At 62.2% G+C, this 16,913-nt stretch carries 16 protein-coding genes; 4 read left to right on the forward strand and 12 right to left on the reverse strand.

Features of this window, described 5'->3' with window-relative positions:
- Positions 1-41: 41 nt before the first annotated feature.
- Together EXZ48_RS29435 and EXZ48_RS29440 are read right to left on the reverse strand one after the other, a co-directional pair.
- Positions 42-1,976, reverse strand: a complete 1,935-nt coding sequence (locus tag EXZ48_RS29435; RefSeq protein ID WP_130520445.1) for a methyl-accepting chemotaxis protein — start codon at positions 1,974-1,976, stop codon at positions 42-44.
- A 389-nt stretch (positions 1,977-2,365) separates the two neighbouring features.
- Positions 2,366-3,277, reverse strand: a complete 912-nt coding sequence (locus EXZ48_RS29440; protein WP_024269931.1) for a LysR family transcriptional regulator — start codon at positions 3,275-3,277, stop codon at positions 2,366-2,368.
- Between the two features lie 147 nt (positions 3,278-3,424).
- On the opposite strand from EXZ48_RS29440, the gene dctP reads away from it, so the two are divergent.
- The 4 genes from dctP to speB are packed head-to-tail and all read left to right on the forward strand — an operon-like array spanning position 3,425 to position 7,394.
- A complete protein-coding gene (dctP, locus tag EXZ48_RS29445; RefSeq protein ID WP_130520447.1) occupies positions 3,425-4,429 on the forward strand; it encodes a TRAP transporter substrate-binding protein DctP in 1,005 nt (334 codons plus the stop codon).
- A 52-nt stretch (positions 4,430-4,481) separates the two neighbouring features.
- Entirely contained in the window at positions 4,482-5,099 is a 618-nt protein-coding gene (locus EXZ48_RS29450; protein ID WP_024269929.1) for a TRAP transporter small permease, read from the forward strand.
- Positions 5,100-5,102: 3 nt separating this feature from the next.
- Positions 5,103-6,383 carry a TRAP transporter large permease gene (locus tag EXZ48_RS29455; RefSeq protein WP_130520449.1) on the forward strand — a complete coding sequence of 427 codons (1,281 nt, stop codon included), beginning with the start codon at positions 5,103-5,105 and terminating at the stop codon, positions 6,381-6,383.
- 27 nt (positions 6,384-6,410) lie between these two features.
- Positions 6,411-7,394: an agmatinase gene (speB, locus tag EXZ48_RS29460; protein ID WP_130520451.1), complete on the forward strand. Its 984-nt coding sequence runs from the start codon at positions 6,411-6,413 to the stop codon at positions 7,392-7,394.
- A gap of 214 nt (positions 7,395-7,608) precedes the next feature.
- Here the strand turns inward: speB and EXZ48_RS29465 are convergent, their stop codons facing one another.
- From EXZ48_RS29465 to EXZ48_RS29510, 10 genes are read right to left on the reverse strand one after another with little or no spacing between them, the layout of a single operon-like run.
- Positions 7,609-8,376, reverse strand: coding sequence for an HpcH/HpaI aldolase/citrate lyase family protein (locus tag EXZ48_RS29465; RefSeq protein ID WP_130520480.1), 768 nt, complete (start codon positions 8,374-8,376; stop codon positions 7,609-7,611).
- A 7-nt stretch (positions 8,377-8,383) separates the two neighbouring features.
- Entirely contained in the window at positions 8,384-9,166 is a 783-nt protein-coding gene (locus tag EXZ48_RS29470; RefSeq protein ID WP_023513513.1) for a fumarylacetoacetate hydrolase family protein, read from the reverse strand.
- A gap of 14 nt (positions 9,167-9,180) precedes the next feature.
- Entirely contained in the window at positions 9,181-10,635 is a 1,455-nt protein-coding gene (locus tag EXZ48_RS29475; protein WP_050746030.1) for a 2-hydroxymuconic semialdehyde dehydrogenase, read from the reverse strand.
- A 28-nt stretch (positions 10,636-10,663) separates the two neighbouring features.
- Positions 10,664-11,341, reverse strand: coding sequence for a class II aldolase/adducin family protein (locus tag EXZ48_RS29480; RefSeq protein WP_130520453.1), 678 nt, complete (start codon positions 11,339-11,341; stop codon positions 10,664-10,666).
- 4 nt (positions 11,342-11,345) lie between these two features.
- Positions 11,346-12,203, reverse strand: coding sequence for a VOC family protein (locus tag EXZ48_RS29485; RefSeq protein ID WP_023513510.1), 858 nt, complete (start codon positions 12,201-12,203; stop codon positions 11,346-11,348).
- Positions 12,200-13,060, reverse strand: coding sequence for a VOC family protein (locus tag EXZ48_RS29490; protein WP_130520455.1), 861 nt, complete (start codon positions 13,058-13,060; stop codon positions 12,200-12,202). Before EXZ48_RS29490 ends, EXZ48_RS29485 begins: the two co-directional genes overlap by 4 nt.
- 57 nt (positions 13,061-13,117) lie before the next feature.
- Positions 13,118-14,089: a TRAP transporter substrate-binding protein gene (locus EXZ48_RS29495; RefSeq protein WP_130520457.1), complete on the reverse strand. Its 972-nt coding sequence runs from the start codon at positions 14,087-14,089 to the stop codon at positions 13,118-13,120.
- Complete coding sequence (locus EXZ48_RS29500) at positions 14,086-15,039, reverse strand: 3-hydroxyacyl-CoA dehydrogenase NAD-binding domain-containing protein (protein WP_130520459.1); 954 nt, start codon at positions 15,037-15,039, stop codon at positions 14,086-14,088. The genes EXZ48_RS29495 and EXZ48_RS29500 overlap by 4 nt, the downstream gene beginning before the upstream one ends.
- Entirely contained in the window at positions 15,039-16,310 is a 1,272-nt protein-coding gene (locus EXZ48_RS29505; protein WP_130520461.1) for a TRAP transporter large permease, read from the reverse strand. The genes EXZ48_RS29500 and EXZ48_RS29505 overlap by 1 nt, the downstream gene beginning before the upstream one ends.
- The gene (locus EXZ48_RS29510) at positions 16,307-16,843 is read right to left on the reverse strand and encodes a TRAP transporter small permease (RefSeq protein ID WP_037404858.1); all 537 of its coding nucleotides are present in this window, start codon (positions 16,841-16,843) and stop codon (positions 16,307-16,309) included. The genes EXZ48_RS29505 and EXZ48_RS29510 overlap by 4 nt, the downstream gene beginning before the upstream one ends.
- Positions 16,844-16,913 lie beyond the last annotated feature (70 nt).

The raw sequence follows: 16,913 nt of genomic DNA on the forward strand, positions 1-16,913 counted from the left end.
GCTTCGCGCGTGAACGCCACCATCCAAATGCACGACGCTCATCAGAACTCTTCCCAACTATCCTTGCCGGTATCGAGAGCGGCATTGCCCGAGAAGGCTGACGCGATCCTGCGGCTGAGCGCCCGAACCGGCAAGGCAGCTGCGGTGTCATAGGCTCCGGTCTCGCGAGGCGGAGAAGATGCGGAGATCGTGGTCCGCAATTGCGGATGCGAGAGCCTGAACTGTGCCAGCAACTGTCTCAGCGATGCCACTTCCCGCGCCAGACCGTGACTGGCGGCGGTCGATTCCTCGACCATTGCGGCATTTTTCTGCGTGTCGTGATCCATCTGGTTGACGGCCGTGTTGATCTGCTGAAGGCCTGAAGCCTGCTCCTGCGCCGATTCCACGATCGCTGCCACGTGCCGGTTGATTTCCTGAACCTCGGACACGATCGTTTCCAGCGCCCTCCCCGTATCGCCGACGAGTTGAACCCCTTCACGCACCTGATTGTTCGACGTGGTGATCAGCCCCTTGATATCCTTGGCAGCGCTGGCGGAACGCTGGGCCAGTTCCCGCACTTCCTGTGCAACGACAGCAAAGCCCTTGCCCGCGTCACCGGCGCGTGCGGCCTCGACACCTGCATTCAGCGCCAGCAAGTTCGTTTGGAACGCAATCTCGTCGATAACGCCGATGATGTTGCTGATCTCATTGGCTGACTTCTCGATCTGCTCCATCGCATGCACGGCGCGGCGTACGACATCACCGGACTGCTCAGCGCCAACCTTTGCGCGGACGACAAGCTGACCCGCATCCTGAGCGCGAGCCGTGGAATTTTTGACCGTTCTCGTGATTTCTTCGAGAGCTGCGGCCGTTTCTTCCACGGCTGCCGCCTGCTGTTCCGTGCGCTTGGCCAGGTCGTCGGCCGCCGATTTGATCTCGTTCGCGCCGGCGTCAATGCCAAGGGCGTTCTGCGCGACCCTGTTTAGAGCGTCCTGAAGCTTTTCGGCCGAGTTGTTGAAGTCGTTGCGCACGGAATCCAGCGAGGCCGTAAATGGCCGCTCGATCCTGTGTGACACGTCACCGTCCGACAGCTTCGCAAGACCGGCAGCCAGATTGTCGACCGCGAACTGCACATCGGCAGCTTCTTTCGCTTTCAGTTTCTCTCGCGCGATCCGCTCCTCCTCCGACAATGAACGGCTGGCTTCCGTTTCCTGTTCAAGACGAATACGCGCCAAAGCGTTCTCACGGAAAACCGCGACCGTTTTTGCCATTCGGCCTATCTCGTCCCTGCGCTCCTCGCCATAGATGGCAATGTCGAGCTTGCCGCCAGCCAGCGAGGCCATTGTATCTGTCATGATATCGATCGGTCTGATGACACCCCTGATGACGGTCCAGATCGAAAATACTGCGATAGCCGCAGCAAACGCACCGATGAGGGCCATGATCGCCAACAACAGGGACTTCAGGGCTTCCCCTTCCGCCATGCCGTCTTCAGCAGCGGTGAGCTTAAGGGCAATGAGCTTGTTGATATCCTCGCTCAGAGGATCAACAAGCGGGTAGAGCGCGTTGGTAGCAAACTCTGCGAGAGCCCTATCGTCATTCGCCGCGACCAGGTCCGCCAGCCCACCGAGCTGCGTTGCTGCATTTTCAAGGTTTTGCCCAAACTGGTTGGCCAGCGTCTCCTCCTCGGCCGTCAGTTTGGTCGAAAGATATATGGCCCACTGTCCGTCGATGTTCTTGAGAGCCGACCGGATATCCTGTTCGCCCCTTTCATTTGTTACCGTGCCCGCTGCGACCTTGTGAACGGTATCAACGATCTTCACGGCATATTCGTCGGCTATCGTCTTCAACTGGCTCATGGGTATGACGCGGTCGGCCACGATCGACCGTACGAGCTTTGCTTCCTCGTTCAGAGCATAGAGGGCGAAAGCTGCTATGGCGACCAGAGTGGCAACAAGCAAAGATATGCAGGAAAGGAGTTTCAGGCGAATGGACATTGCAACTACTCCAAATCTGATAAGTGACGAAATGTGTTTTTCGGGGCTAAAATCACTACCATGGAGTGTCTGCGCGGACACTTGTTATCGAAGATTGCATATATGTGAATAAAAATTGGTTAAACTATAGGCATTTGCCTCGTGTTTTAGCATTCCCGAGTATTGAGCAGGGCGGCATAAGAGTGATCCGTCTTTGCTGAGCGAACCCAGATAGTGTGGACCGCGCCGTATTCTCCGTTGGCGCACAGGGTTCTCCGCATCGCCGATCGCAGAGCGATCGGCGTGGTTGTCTATGATAGTCTTAAGAAAAACAGCCGAGGCAAGGATTGGCGCACGCCCATTGCGCCAAGGCAGAAGTCAAGCGCCTCGCGATCGATGGTCGCTCCGCTTCACACTGGCGAGCCGACGCGTGACAACTCCAGGGAGATGTCCCTTGCAAAGATCACGGCGATTTCCGGTGGCGTCGGGCGGGCACGCAGCGCAACATAGAACTGCGACTGCCATTCCAGCTCCAGCCCCCTGATCTGCCGCATCTCGTTCTGTTGCACCCAGGGCCGCGCGAAATGCGTCGGGAGGAATCCGAGAAAACAGCCACTTCGTACCAACATGGCCTGCGCCTCCATGTTGGAAACCGACGCCGTCACGATAGGTGAGCGGAATTTGGCCAGTTCACTCTTGTGCAGGTAAGGCCTTACCGTGACCGGGTGACGTGACACCTCGGCCAGCGTGATGTCCTCATTGGGGCGATGGAACAGAGGATGATTTTCGCCGCAGAAAAGGGCGTGCTCCTCGACATAGACCGGGGTGTACTCGACGTTGAGATGACGCTGCGGAAAGGGTCCGACGGCAACGTGGAGTTCACCTGTCTGCAGCCCTTTGGCGAGCGTTTCGGGTGTACCGACTTCGAGTGACAGGCGAACCTTCTGCTCGCGCAGGAAGAACCGCCGAATGGCGAGGTGGACAGGGAGCTCCGGATTGCTGGCTTCGCTGTCCACGATTCCGACGCGCAAGTGGCCTGTCAGGACGCGGCGCAGCTGGCCAAGGCTTGTCTCGCAGGTTTCGATCGACCCCAGCAGCTGCTTGGCCTCGTCGTAGACGGCCTCCCCCTTCTCCGTCAGGGCAAAACCCGCACGCCCCCGATGACAGAGCGTGAAGCCCAGCGTCAGCTCAAGGTCTTTCAAATGGGTCGAGATGGCCGAGATGCTACCGCCAAGCACGGCCTGTGCACCGCCAAAGCCGCTGTGCTCGACGACGGCACAGAAGGTGCGCAGGTTGCGAAGGGTATAGTCGCTGATCCGCATGGCGCCGAGCCTCCTCGTTTGGCCCAGCGTAACTTCAATTATTCTGAAGTAAATGTGCAAAGATTGCGATTTAATGAATTATCGCACGCCTGAATACTCCTGCCATCGGCCGTGGCTGTCGCGCCCGCCGACCAGAGGGAGGAAGACATGAAAAATTTTGCCAGGGCCGCAGCCGTCGCTGCCGTCGTGACCTTCGCCGGCAATGTCGCGAAGGCTGAGGAGTGGAAATTCGCAATCGAGGAAATTCCTGGCTCGATCATGGACAGCTATGCGCAGGAGTTCAAGAAGCGCATCGAGACGGCGACCGCCGGAGAGGTCAAGGTCACGGTCTATCCGCTGGGTTCGCTCGGCACGCCGACCGAAGTGGCCGAACAGACGGCGGACGGGGTCATCCAGCTTTCAAACCTTTCGGTCGGTAATCTCGGCACGATCGTTCCGGAGAGTCAGATCTTTCTCTCGACCTATGTTCTGCCCAGCGATCCCAAGCGCATGAACGACATGCTGGCGACCAGTCCCGTGATCCATCAGGAGCTGGCAGGGCATTTCGAGACCAAGGGATTGAAGCTTGGCGCTCTCTACAGCGAGGGGCCGCAGGTCTGGACCACCCGGAAGGAAATCCGCAAGCCGGAGGATCTGGCCAATTTCAAGATGCGCGTGATGGTTTCGCCCATGCTGTTGAAGGCCTATGAGGATCTCGGTGCCTCGCCGACGCCGGTTCCGTTCGGCGAAGTCTACGGCGCCCTGCAACTTGGCCAGGTCGATGGCCAGATCAATCCCATTCCGACGATCGAGGAGATGAAGTTCTACGAGGTCACGGATTACCTGATCTGGGCCGGCGAGCAGGAACTTATCACCGCGGTTCTTGCGAGCGACGATTGGTACAAGGATTTGCCCGAAGATCGTCGGCAACTTCTCGACAAGACGTTCGCCGAACTCAACGGTTTCATTCCCCCGGTCGTGCAGCGCTTCAATCAGGAGCGGCTGCAGAAGATCCAGGCGGCCAAACCCACGATCAAGCTGGTCGAGCTGACGGAGGCCGAGCGGGCAGTCTTTCGTGAGCGCGCAAAGGTGACAGCCGATGCCGTTGCGGATGTCGCTGGCCCCGATGCCGGCGCGCTCCTGAAGAAGCTTCAGGCCGAGTCCGTTCAATAGGGCGCGCGGCCCGGCAATTTGCCGGGCGCATCCCGGATCAGGAAACAGAATCATGGAACAAGCACCGCGCTCGCGCCGGAACGCCCTTTTGCGGCTGGATGATGGAATCGCCTCCCTCGAGGCGGCGGTTCTCAGCCTGACGATGATCGTCATGGCGCTGAACACGATTGCCAATGTCTTCGGCCGGTACGTCCTGGCACACAGTCTGTATTTTTCCGAAGAGCTGAACGAGATCCTGATGGTGACCGCCACCTTCATGGGCCTTGGATATGTGACGCGCAAAGGCCGCCACATCCGCATGTCTGCGGTCTACGATCTGGTTCCGGAAACCGCCCGGCGGTGGCTGATGGCCGCCATCGCGCTGACCACGGCTGCCGCCATGTTCCTGCTTGCATGGCATGCCTGGGAATATGTCGCCAAGGTTGCCGCCCGCGGGCGGCTTACACCAGCGATGCAACTGCCGCTCTGGACAACCTATGTCGTCGTCGTCGTCGGCCTCGCGCTGACCGGCATCCAATACCTCCTTGCCGTCGTCGCCAATGTCACACGCCGGGAGGGGGTCTGGGTCTCCTTTGAAGAGACCGACGCCTTCGAGGATCCCGAAGTGACGAAACTTCTCGAATTGCAGGTCGGCGAAGAGGCCGGTCCTGCCCGCGCCACGGGAGGCTGAACCATGACACTCATGATGATCGCCGTCATGTGCCTGCTGCTCCTGGCAGGTTATCCGATGATGATGCCGCTTCTCGCCGCGACGGTTCTTGCTTTCTGGCTGTACCTGCCTGATCTTGCCATGCAGCAGATCGTCCAGCAGATGATCGGTGGGGTAAAGCCTTCCGCGCTCGTTGCCGTCCCCATGTTCATTCTTGCCGCCGACATCATCACGCGCGGCCAGTCGGCCGACCGGCTGGTCGACCTCGTGATGCGCTTCATGGGGCACCTGCGCGGGGGCCTGGCGATTTCGGTGACATCCGCCTGCGCCTTGTTTGGCGCGGTGTGCGGCTCGACCCAGGCAACCGTCGTCGCCGTTGGCGGGGCCATGCGGCCTCGCATGCTGCGGGCGGGCTACCGCGATGATTTCACTATCGGGCTGATCGTCAACGCGGCCGACCTTGCCTATCTCATTCCACCGTCGATCGGCATGATCGTTTACGGGGTCCTTTCGGGCACGTCGATTTCGGAACTGTTCATCGCCGGTATCGGGCCGGGGCTGCTCGTGGTCGTGCTGTTTTCCGTATGGTGCTGGTATGTCGCCCGGAAGGAAGGGCTTCCCGTCGAACGCCGGGCCACCTGGGCGGAGCGGTTTCATGCGGCGCGGCGCGCGCTCTGGCCGCTCGCCTTTCCGGCTCTTGTTGTCGGCGGCATCTATGGCGGCATCTTCAGCCCCACCGAAGCCGCCGCGATCTGCGTGCTCTATGCCACGCTGCTCGAGCTCCTGATCTTCCGCTCGATCGGTTTGAAGGATCTCTGGAACATTGCCCTTTCGACAGGAATGATGACCTCCGTCGTCTTCATCCTGATCGCCACGGGCGCGGCCTTCTCCTGGACGATTTCCTATGCCCAGGTGCCCCAGCAGATTCTGGCTGCCATAGGGCTGGAAGGTGCCGGTCCGATGAAGGTGCTGCTGGTGATAAACCTCGCCTTCTTCATCGGCTGCATGTTCGTCGATTCACTGGTGGTGATGCTGATCCTCGTGCCGATCTTCGCGCCATTGGTGGCCGCGACCGGGCTCGATCCGGTGCTGGTCGGCATCCTGGTCACGCTGCAGGTTGCCATCGGAGCGGCGACGCCGCCTTTCGGATGCAATCTGTTCACGGCCGTCGCCGTGTTCCGCCGACCCTTCGTCGATGTGGTGCGTGGCGTACCGCCCTTCCTTCTCATCCTGCTGCTGGTCGCCGTGCTGCTGAGCCTGTTCCCGTGGATCGCGCTCGGGCTGCGTGACCTCGCGTTCCGCTGACCAAATTCAATCACAAGGAGACTTTTCATGACGGATACAAAATCCGGCAATGCGCACGGCTACGAGAACGGCAGGCTCAATCTACCCTTCGTCGGCATCTCGACCTTCGGCAAGCGCCCCTATGTCGAAGACTGGACGAAGATCGATGCGGATGTGGCCGTGCTCGGCGCGCCCTTCGACTTCGGCACCCAGTTCCGCGCGGGTTCGCGCTTCGGGCCCCGCGCGGTGCGCGAAGCCTCGACGCTGTTCAGCTTCGGCCACGCCGGAGCCTATGACCACGAAGACGACCGCATGTACCTCGGCGAGGGCGTGCGTATCGTGGACATCGGTGACGCGGACATCGTGCATACGAACACGGAAAAGAGCCATGCGAACATCCGCAAGGGCGTCAATGCGATCCTGGACGCTGGTGCGCTGCCTGTGGTGATCGGCGGCGATCATTCCGTCAACATTCCCTGCATCGAGGCTTTCGAAGGCCGCGGCCCGATCCACATCCTGCAGATCGACGCCCATCTGGATTTCGTCGACGAGCGCCATGGCGTGCGCAACGGCCACGGCAATCCGATGCGCCGGGCAGCGGAAAAATCGTGGGTGAGCGGGTTGACGCAGGTCGGCATCCGCAACGTTTCGTCAACGGCGAAAGATGGCTACGACGCAGCCCGCAGCATGGGATCCGACATCCTCTCCGTCCGGCAGGCGCGAGGGCTTGGCGCACGCGGCGTGATCGACCGTATTCCCGAAAACGCACGCGTCTACGTCACGCTCGATATCGACGGTTTCTGCCCCTCGATCGCTCCGGGCACCGGCACACCCAGCCACGGTGGCTTCCTCTACTATGAGGTGCTTGAGATGCTCCAAGACCTGGCGCGTCGCAACGAGGTGGTCGGCATGGATCTTGTCGAGGTTGCACCGGATTATGACCATACTGGCGGGACCGCCATTCTCGCCGCGCAGGTTCTGCTCAACTTCCTCGGTTTCGTCTTCGACGCCCGCGCACAACACGCGCGCTGAAACAACCGCTGAACGCACGGCGGCAGCCTTGGACAGCGGCTGCCGCCGTGACATCAGGTGAAGCCAAGCGTGGCACCTGCGATGAAGGGTACCCCTCCTCTCCTTGAGAGCCCTTCATCGGCCTCGCCTGGAAGCCTGCCGTGCCAGCACGCGGATGGTGCAAACACAGGCACCTGCCGTTGGCGTGCGGGCAGCGGCAGGCCCACTGATGGGCTTAGCCGTCCGCCAGATCCTTGAGTACACCCTGGGCGGCCTTCACCAGGAGGCCGAGATCGACCGCACCGGCAATGAAGCGGTAGCCCCAATGCCTGTAGCGGACGGCGTCGGCCGCGTTGGTGGCGAGGATGCCCGGGGCCTTGCCGGTGGCGACGATGCGGCGTGCCGCATCTTCAAGCACGGCCTGGACCTCCGGTGCTCCGGCGCGACCGAGAAAACCCATGGAGGCGGAGAGATCGGAGGGACCAATGAAGACGCCGTCGACGCCCGGAACAGCCGCGATTTCCTCCAGCCTGGCAAGGGCATTGGTGGTTTCGATCTGCACGAGCACGGCGATCTCGTCGTCGGAGACGGCAAAATAGTCCGATGTCAGGCCGTAGCGGCTTGCCCGGGTCGCGCCAGCGACGCCGCGAAGTCCCTTGGGCGGGTAGCGTGTGGCGGTTACGGCTGCCGCCGCCTCCTCGGGAGTTTCAACAAAGGGAACGAGCAGGGTCTGCGCACCCATATCGAGTACACGCTTGATCAGCACCTTGTCGTTCCAGGCGGGGCGGACGACGGCTTGGGCCGTGCCCACGGCCGCCGCCTGCAACAGGGGCTGGACGCTGGCAAGGTCGATCGGGGAATGCTCGGTGTCGAACAGCAGCCAGTCGAAGCCAACAAGCGAGAGAGCCTCGGAGGAAATCGGGCTGCCGAGGGACAGCCAGAGCCCGTTCTGCGTGTCGCCGGCAAGGAGCCGGCGCTTGAACGTGTTGCGGGGAGCCTGCATCATCGCCTCACACGAACTGCACGGCGACCGAGCCGAGCGGGCCGAAATCGGCGTGAAGGGTATCGCCCTTCTTGGCCCAGACGGGGCGTGTGAAGCTGCCGGACAGCAGCATGTGGCCCGGCTCCAGCGTCACGTCGAATGGGGCGAGCTTGTTGGCAAGCCAGGCGACCGCCATCGCCGGATGGCCGAGAACGCCGGCGGCCAGTCCCGTCTCCTCGATTTCCGAATTGCGATAGAAGATCGCACCGACCCAGCGCAGGTCCACATCCGTCGGTCGAACGGGCCGCCCGCCGAGCACCAGTCCGGCGGCCGCGCCGTTGTCGGCGACCGTGTCGAAAATCCTCCGCGGTTCGGTAACGCGTGCGTCGATGATCTCGATGGACGGGATGATCCATTCCGTTGCACGCAAAACATCGACGAGGCCGACATTCGGTCCCTTCAGCGGCTCCTTGAGCACGAAGGTCAGTTCCGGCTCGACACGCGGCACGCAGAAGTCCTCGAACCGCACCTTCGCGCCATCTGCCAGCACGAGGTCGTCGAACATATAGCCGTAGTCGGGCTCATCGATCTTCGAGGCGGCCTGCATGGCCTTTGACGTCAGGCCGATCTTGTGGCCGATGATCTTCACGCCGGCCTTGACCTTGGCCTCTGCCACGGCGGAGGAGATCGCATAGGAATCTGCGATCTCGATCTCGGGATACATCTCAGAGGGACGCGGCCCCTGCACCTTGGTACGGTGGCTTTCCAGCAGGCTCGCGACACAGCGCGCGCGTTGTTCTTCGTTCAGCATGATCAAGGGGCCTTTCAGAGTTTGATGCAGACGTTGCGCAGCTCGGTGTAGAATTCGAGCGAATGGATGCCCCCTTCCCGGCCGATGCCGGAGGCTTTCGATCCGCCGAAGGGTGTTCTGAGGTCGCGAAGGAACCAGCAGTTGACCCAGGCGATGCCGACCTCGATCTGCCGCGATACACGGTGCGCGCGCGACAGGTTCGTGGTCCAGATCGAGGTTGCCAGCCCGTAGGGGCTGTCATTTGCCAGCACGACGGCCTCCTCTTCCGTGTCAAAGGGCGTGATGTGCGTGCAGGGCCCAAAAATCTCGTCAGTGATGACGGGCGCGTGCTGTGGAAGGCCGGTCCAGACGGTTGGCTCCACCCAATAGCCGTTCTCATAGCCGGCAAGCTGCGGCACCCCGCCACCGGCAAGGATCGTCGCGCCTTCGGCCCGCGCCTTGTCATAGTAGGACAGGACCTTTTGCCGATGTTCGGCGCTGATGAGCGGGCCCATCGTCGTCGCCGGATCAAAAGGATCGCCGAACCGGTAGCTGTTTGCCTTGCGCGCGAGGCCCTCGGCCAGCCGCTCGAAGATGCCGCGCTGCACATAAAGGCGCTCTGTACCGAGACATACCTGCCCCGTATTGGCGAAGCAGGCGCGTCCGATCCCTTCCAGCGTGGCGTCGAGATCGGCGTCGTCGAAGATGATGCCGGCATTCTTGCCGCCGAGCTCCAGCGAGACGGGGCGAATGCCGCCGGCCGCTGCGCGCATGATCGCCTCGCCGGTCCGCGTCTCGCCGGTGAAGGTGATACCATCGACATCCGGATGGCTTGTCAGGAACTCGCCGGCAGCACCCGGCCCCTTGCCATGCACCACATTGTAGACGCCCGGCGGGATTCCGGCCGCATTCATCACCTCGCCGAGGAGCGTTGCCGTTGCCGGCGTTTCCTCGGATGGCTTGACGACGACCGTATTGCCGCAGGCGAGCGCTGGTGCGACCTTCCACGTCATCAGGAGAAGTGGCAGGTTCCAGGGGCAGACGACGGCTATGACACCACGGGGCAGCCTCAGCGCATAATTGAGCGCGCCGGCGCCGTCGGGCGTCGCCATCTCGAACGTCTCCGTCGAGGCCGTGAGGATCTGGTCTGCGAAGACATTGAAGTTCGCGGCGCCGCGAGGGATGTCGATATGTGACGCGATGGAGCGGGGCTTGCCCGTATCGTGGATTTCAGCCGCCAGGAACTCATCGAAACGTGCATTGATGCCATCGGCGACCTTGCGCAGCAGCGCGACGCGCTCTGCAAGCGGCATGCGGCCCCACGGCCCCTTCAAGGCCGCCCTCGCCGCGCCAACCGCGGCATCGACTTCGGTCCGGCCGGCGGCGGAAATCTCGCCGATCACCTCGCCGGTGCTCGGGAAATGATTGGCGAAGGTCTCGGCGCTGCCGCGGACGAACTTGCCGTCGATGAAATTGAGATAGGTCTTCACATCTTGTCCTTTCGCATGACCGCTTCCGTCAGGCCGCCCGCTCGGGGTCGCCGGCCGTCAGGTAGTCCCACATCCGTTCCACAATGCCGCCGCCGAGCGTCGCACGCTGCGCGGCATCCGCCGCCGTTATGACCGGCGCTTCGTTGGCCAATCCCGCAGCAAGGGCGGCAAGCTCGACGCGGCACATGTCTTCCAGATACCAGGCGAGCATCAGCGCCTCCTCGATCGTTCCGCCGCGAACGACCGCGCCGTTGCCGCGCATCAAGACGCCCGCGCTGTCGCCCATGGCCGTGACGACGCCTTCCGCCCGCCCGTCATCACGGATCAGCTGGATGTCGTCCCAGAAACCGACCCCGGGCGCAAAGTAGGTGCCGAAGCCGTGCCGCATCTGCGGCCGACGGCCGAGTGCTGCGAGTGCCATGACGCACGGTGACATGAAGCGGATGACTGCACCGACGGATGGCTGTGCCGCATAAATCTGCTGGTGGATGCGCACCTCACCCAGAACACCGGCCGGCAGATCACCCGTCACCGGTACCAGGGTGCAAGGTTCGCCCGGCTCGACCAGGGCCATCGGCCGGGGTGGGCAAGTCAGGAAGTGCTGCTGGTCGATACGGGCAGAGCAATGACCGTAGGCGTGCACGAGACCGGCACGACCAAGGGCGCGGGCGGCCACCCGCACTGCGATTGCGATTTCGCTTGTCATGCTGTCAGTCCTTGAAGGCGGCGATGTTCGGCTTCGCCCCCCAGTGGCAGAAGCCCTTGGGTTCGAAGTGGAATTGCCGGTCGCGCCACAGCGGCTCGTCGTGGATCTCGCAAACGCCCGTCGAATATTCGAACGTCATGCCCTCGGGCCCGGTGAAGTAGAGGAACTGGGCCGAGGAGGTCGGATGCCGGCCCGGCCCGAAGGTGATGTTGACCTGATTGTCCCGCACGTGGCTGAAGGAACGCTGGATATCGTCTGTGCTTTCAACCTGGTGGTTGATGTGCTGGATCCCGGCCTTGTGAAAAGGAAACAGCGCGATCGAATGGTGGATCGTGCCGAGCCGCATCAGTGGCGCATCGCCTATCCGATCGGAAACGCGGGCGTTGCAGACTTGCGTCCAGAAGGACTCGTCACGCTCGGCATCCGTCGTGCAGAGGCCCACATGGGAAAAACCGGTAATGCCGGCATCGCGGGTACCATGGTAGCGCTTGCCCGACATTTCGGGGCGCACGACGAATTCGATGCCGTTGCCGGTCGGATCGTTGAACCGGATGAACTCGCGAACATGGCGTGCGTCGCATTCCTGTGCCGAGCCGTAGTGCACGCGATGGCCGAGACCTTCGAGCGTGGCGGCGGCGCGCTGAAGATCGTCGGAAGAACCGATCTCGAAGGCTGTTACCTGATCCTGTGGATCGCCCTCGAAGTAGCACAGCGTGTGTTCGCGGGCATCCGATTTGAAATAGGTCGCATCCCGGCGGCGCTCCGAGACCTCGAGGCCGAGGATGTTCACTGCGAACCATTCCGCGCCGGCAAGGTCGGTCGTGCCCAAGCGGCAGTAGACAACGTCTTTGAGCTCGATCATCGTTCTTCTCCTCCAAGGAATTCCGGCGCGAGGCAGGGCGAACCCCAGGTGCAATGCGACCGGGCGGTGTCGGAAAACTGGCGTGGACCCCGGATGGCGATCTGGGGGCCGGTCTCGGTATCGGCTGCATAGGAATAGTAGATGTCGCCCGGCCCCTTGGCCGTGACGAAAACCGCTTCGGACGCGGCATGACGCCCCGGTCCGTGAACGACAGGAACCTGGCGCGATTGCAGGAAATACCAGCCCTGCATCACGTTGTTGACACCCTCGACGGACCAGCTCGCCCCCAGCACCCCATCGCGCTCGGAAGGATAGAGAGCCACACGGTGATGCGCCTCATCGAGGCGGAGGAAAGTTGCATCGCCGATCCAGTCGGAAACCTCCAGCCCGACGCCGCGCGTCCAGAAATCCTCATTGGCGGAGATATCGGTGCAGGCGAGCTGTACTGCCTGGAACCCGGTAATGCCTGCATCGCGCGGCCCATGATAGCGCCAGCCCGACGTCAGCGGCCGCCAGACGAGCTCCACCGTTACACCGTTCGGTGCCTTGACCGCGATGCCCTTCTTGATCTGGCGGATCCTGCATGCATCTGTGTCGAGACGGACGGGAGACCACTTCGCCAGGCGGCTTTCAGCCGTATCGAGGTCTTCCGCCCGCGCGACCGTCAGCGCGACCGCGGTGTCGCCCGTCTTGCTGTAGCAAAGCGCGTAGTTTCGCGCATCGGATCGAAAGCGGGCATGATCCTCGTCGCGGTCGCCCGCCTGAAGGCCAAAGATCTCCGTGGCAAAGGCAGCGGCGGCAGCAAGATCGGGCACCGGCAGGCGCAGGTATCGAAGGTCTCGGTAGATTGCAGTCATTTTCATCTCCTCAAGGGTGCGCCGGATGACGCACCCTTCCGTCAATGCCGGTAGCGCTCAAAGCGCGCCGGCTTCTGCTTCCAATTCGATCAGAAGTGGCGTCTTCTTGCGCCATTCGGCGTACCAGGCATCGACTGCTGCACTGAAAAACGCCCGGTCCGCAGCCACGACGGGTACATCCGTCGACTTGAGTTTTTCGAGATAGTCATTGTCGATGGAGGAATAGGCGCCGACGATTGCGTCGAGTTCTTCCGCCATCAGCTTTTCCACCACCGCGCGATCCGCTTCGGAAATGCCCTGCCATTTGCGCGCCGAACCGACAGCGATCATCGGGAACATCATGTGGTTGGACGCAAGGATTGTACCCGCATGCTCGTAATATTTCGAGTTCCAGGTGCCTTCGAAGTCGATCTGCATGCCATCGACCTGGCCATTGGCAAAGGCGTCATAGAGCGCGGGCAGCGGCATCGGCGTGGGGGCGGCGCCCAGCTGCTGCCAGAAGAACAGCTCCTGTGCAAAAGGCACCGTACGTACCTTCTTGCCGGAGAGGTCGGCGGCCGAAGCGACCTTGCCGCGCATGACGATCTCGCGCATTCCGGCCATGCCCCAGCCGAAGCCCTTGAGAGCGAATTTGTCGAGGCCGGCGACGAGCTTTTCCGCCACTTTTCCCTTCAGCAGCTTCTGCGCGCCGGCGGCATCCTTGACGATATAGGGCGCCAGGAAGACACCATAGTTCGGATCCCGATTGGCAAATTCGCCGAGCGTCAGGAAGGCGAAGTCGATGGCACCAGTCTGCAGCTGCTGCAGCATCTGTGCCTCGCTGCCGAGCTGGCCGGACGGAAAGATCGAGATGTCGACACGCCCTTCGGTCGCATCCTTGATCTTCTTTGCAAGGCTTTCAGCGCTCTTGCTCCATTGATGCGGCGGCGGCGTGATCAGGCCGAGCCGGTATTGCTCGGCGAGGGCCGGCGCCGAATGAAGACCCGCCACGATGGTTGCCACCGCGGCCAGGAATTTTGCAGCTTTCATCCGTTGTTTCCTCCCGTTTGGATGTGTTTGGAACCGGCGGTTTCCTCCGCCAGAAATGTCATCAGGCTGGCCAGCTTGTCGTCGCGGTCAGCGGCAATCGCCTCCACCGGCCGTGGGTCGTGCGCTTCCATGCCGCTTGCGAGCAGACGGCGTGCCTTCTCGTCCAGCGCAGGGGCCCCGAGGCTTTCCCACCAGCGCTCGATCTGCGGGCCGAGCTGGTCGATGCACCGCGCAATGCCGCCTTCGGCGCCCGCGAGATGAAAAACCCCGGTCGGACCGACGAAGCACCAGCGCGGTGCAAGCCCGGCCGTCACCGCCCGTTCGATATCGCCGACGCTCGCAACGCCCTCGCGCGCGAGGTAAACTGCCTCCCGCCACAGGGCCGTCTGCAGGCGATTGACGAGGTGGCCGGGCATCGGCCGCGACAGTTTCAACACTGTCTTGCCCATCGCCTCATAGAATCGCTGGGCCCATTCGATCGTGGCCGCAGAAGTTTCCGCACCACCGCAGAGCTCCACCACCGGCATCAGGTAGGGGGGATTGCAGGGATGGGCGATCAGCAAGCGCTCCGGCCGGGCCAATCCTTCGGCCATCTGGTCCGGATCAAGCCCGGACGATGAAGAGGCGATGATCGTATCGGGGTGCAAAAAGGGTTCGAGCGCTTGCAGGGCTTCAATCTTCAACGCCATCCGCTCCGGCAGGCATTCCTGCACCAGCTCCGGTTTCGCCCCCGCCGTTGCGACCGTTGTGCTCCATCGTGGAGGTACGGCGGCAGGAGAGAGCTGCCCGAGCCGTTCCACAACGGGTCGGCCCGTGCTCCAGGTGGCCGCGAGGCGATCTTCAGTCGCCGGATCGGGATCGATCACCACGGTCTTGTGGCCTGCCCCCGCAAAGGCGACTGCCCATCCGCAGCCGATGAGGCCGCCGCCCAGGATCCAGACATTCGCCATCACAGCAGCTCCTTCAGGCCGATGGAGAGCACCGGGAAGAACACCAGAAGAGCGAGAACGACGAGCACTGCGGCGAAGAACGGCAGAAGGAGAACGGAAAGGCGCTCCGCCCGCACATTGCCCATCAGCGAGGCGACGAACAGCCCGGTTCCCACCGGAGGTGTCAGGAGACCCAGCGTCAGGTTGAGGCAGACGATGATGCCGAAATGGAACGGGTCGATGCCATAGACATTGGTCGCGACCGGCAGGAAGACGGGCACGATCAGGATGATCGCCGGAATGGGATCCGTGATCATGCCGACCACCAGAAGCAGGGCGCAGAGCAGCAGGAGGAAGATCGTCGGCGAGGAGGTCATCGCCTGCATGGATTCGGCGACCATCGCCGGCAGGTTTTCAAAGGTGATGACCCAGCTGAAGACCTGTGCGGCGGCGATGAGGAAGAGAACGCTCGCCGCGCCTTTCGCGGCATTGGCGAAGGCAGGCAGGACGTCTTTGGCGTCGAGTTCGCGATAGACGAACATGCCGATGGCAATTGCCGCGAGGCTGGCAACGGCGGCCGATTCCGTCGGCGTTGCGATACCCCCCAGGATCGAACCCACGATGATGATCGGGATCAGCGCGGCCGGAAGCGCGTCCTTCACCGCGGCAAGACGGGCCCTCATCGGCATGGGCGGCGTCATCGGGAACCGATGCCGGTGACCAAGCCACGCTATGACGGCGATGAAGGCAAAGAAGATAAGGAAGCCGGGCACGATGCCTGCGATGAACAGGTCGCCGATCGGGATCTGCGCAATGACGCCGAAGATGATGAAGAGCATGGAGGGCGGGATGATCGGCGCAAGCAGGCCGCCGGCCGCCGTGATCGCCATCGACACATCCCGCGGGTACCCATTGCGCTCCATTTCCGGGACCGCGAGGCGCGACATGATGGTGATTTGCGCGACAGTGGAACCGAGGATGGAGGCCATCATCATGTTCGCGACGAGATTGACATAGGCAAGGCCGCCACGCAGCGGACGAAGCAGCGCAAGTGCCAGCCCCATCAGGCGCCGGCCGATGCCGCCGGCATTCATGAACTCGCCGAGCAGGATGAAGAGCGGAAGCGCAAGCAACCCGTAGTTCTCCAGGCCGCCGAACATCTGCTGGCCATAGGACTGGAGGAGCACCGTGTTGCCACTGGTGAAGATATAGATCATCGCAAGTGCGGCCAGCGCGAAAGCGATTGGCATGCCGACGGCGATCAGGCCGACAAAGGAAGCAGTAGCAATCATTGTGCGGTCTCCGCCGGAGCGTTGTAGCGGGCCAGAAGTGATGCGACGACGTGCAGAACCGAAGTCAGGCAGAAGATCGGGAGAACCAGCCAGAACCAGAATTTCGGAACGCCAAGCGTAATTGTCGGCTCCTGGTAGATGAAATTGAAAGCGGAGGAGGAGAAGGCATCGACTGATCCAGCGCGCCAAAGGCCGATCGGATCGAACCAGTTCCACAACTGGACGATCAGCACCGCAAGAAAGACGAGCAGCAGGCCATCGACCAGAAGCGCGAGGCGTCGGCGTGCGGCAGCTGGCATTGCATCGGGAAGCAGCGTCACCGCGATATGCTGGCGGTGGGCCAGCCCCATGGACGCGCCGACAAAGGCGACCCAGGCCATCAGCAGCACCGCCAGCTCGTCTGCCCAGATAAGGGGTAGACCGAGGGTCCGGCAAACGACATTGGCGAGCAGCAGCAGGAAGATCAGGAAGATCAACGCGCCCGCCAACCATGCTTCACAGGCAGCGATTTTACGGCTGGCAACCATGAGCATGCCGGCGCCGAAGGCCTTTGGCTGCGCCTCGAGATGGTTGACGGATGGATTGTTTTGTGACGATAGCATC

The organism is Shinella sp. JR1-6, assembly GCF_004284735.1.
Classification (GTDB): domain Bacteria; phylum Pseudomonadota; class Alphaproteobacteria; order Rhizobiales; family Rhizobiaceae; genus Shinella.

Excerpts from the sequence above, each read along its gene's own strand:
- EXZ48_RS29495 (WP_130520457.1), bottom strand. The coding sequence starts at position 14,089 with ATGAAAGCTGCAAAATTCCTGGCCGCGGTGGCAACCATCGTGGCGGGT.
- EXZ48_RS29490 (WP_130520455.1), bottom strand. The coding sequence starts at position 13,060 with ATGACTGCAATCTACCGAGACCTTCGATACCTGCGCCTGCCGGTGCCC.
- EXZ48_RS29440 (WP_024269931.1), bottom strand. The coding sequence starts at position 3,277 with ATGCGGATCAGCGACTATACCCTTCGCAACCTGCGCACCTTCTGTGCC.
- dctP (WP_130520447.1), top strand. The coding sequence starts at position 3,425 with ATGAAAAATTTTGCCAGGGCCGCAGCCGTCGCTGCCGTCGTGACCTTC.
- EXZ48_RS29450 (WP_024269929.1), top strand. The coding sequence starts at position 4,482 with ATGGAACAAGCACCGCGCTCGCGCCGGAACGCCCTTTTGCGGCTGGAT.
- EXZ48_RS29455 (WP_130520449.1), top strand. The coding sequence starts at position 5,103 with ATGACACTCATGATGATCGCCGTCATGTGCCTGCTGCTCCTGGCAGGT.
- EXZ48_RS29500 (WP_130520459.1), bottom strand. The coding sequence starts at position 15,039 with ATGGCGAATGTCTGGATCCTGGGCGGCGGCCTCATCGGCTGCGGATGG.
- EXZ48_RS29485 (WP_023513510.1), bottom strand. The coding sequence starts at position 12,203 with ATGATCGAGCTCAAAGACGTTGTCTACTGCCGCTTGGGCACGACCGAC.
- EXZ48_RS29480 (WP_130520453.1), bottom strand. The coding sequence starts at position 11,341 with ATGACAAGCGAAATCGCAATCGCAGTGCGGGTGGCCGCCCGCGCCCTT.
- EXZ48_RS29465 (WP_130520480.1), bottom strand. The coding sequence starts at position 8,376 with ATGCAGGCTCCCCGCAACACGTTCAAGCGCCGGCTCCTTGCCGGCGAC.
- speB (WP_130520451.1), top strand. The coding sequence starts at position 6,411 with ATGACGGATACAAAATCCGGCAATGCGCACGGCTACGAGAACGGCAGG.
- EXZ48_RS29510 (WP_037404858.1), bottom strand. The coding sequence starts at position 16,843 with ATGCTCATGGTTGCCAGCCGTAAAATCGCTGCCTGTGAAGCATGGTTG.
- EXZ48_RS29470 (WP_023513513.1), bottom strand. The coding sequence starts at position 9,166 with ATGCTGAACGAAGAACAACGCGCGCGCTGTGTCGCGAGCCTGCTGGAA.
- EXZ48_RS29505 (WP_130520461.1), bottom strand. The coding sequence starts at position 16,310 with ATGATTGCTACTGCTTCCTTTGTCGGCCTGATCGCCGTCGGCATGCCA.
- EXZ48_RS29435 (WP_130520445.1), bottom strand. The coding sequence starts at position 1,976 with ATGTCCATTCGCCTGAAACTCCTTTCCTGCATATCTTTGCTTGTTGCC.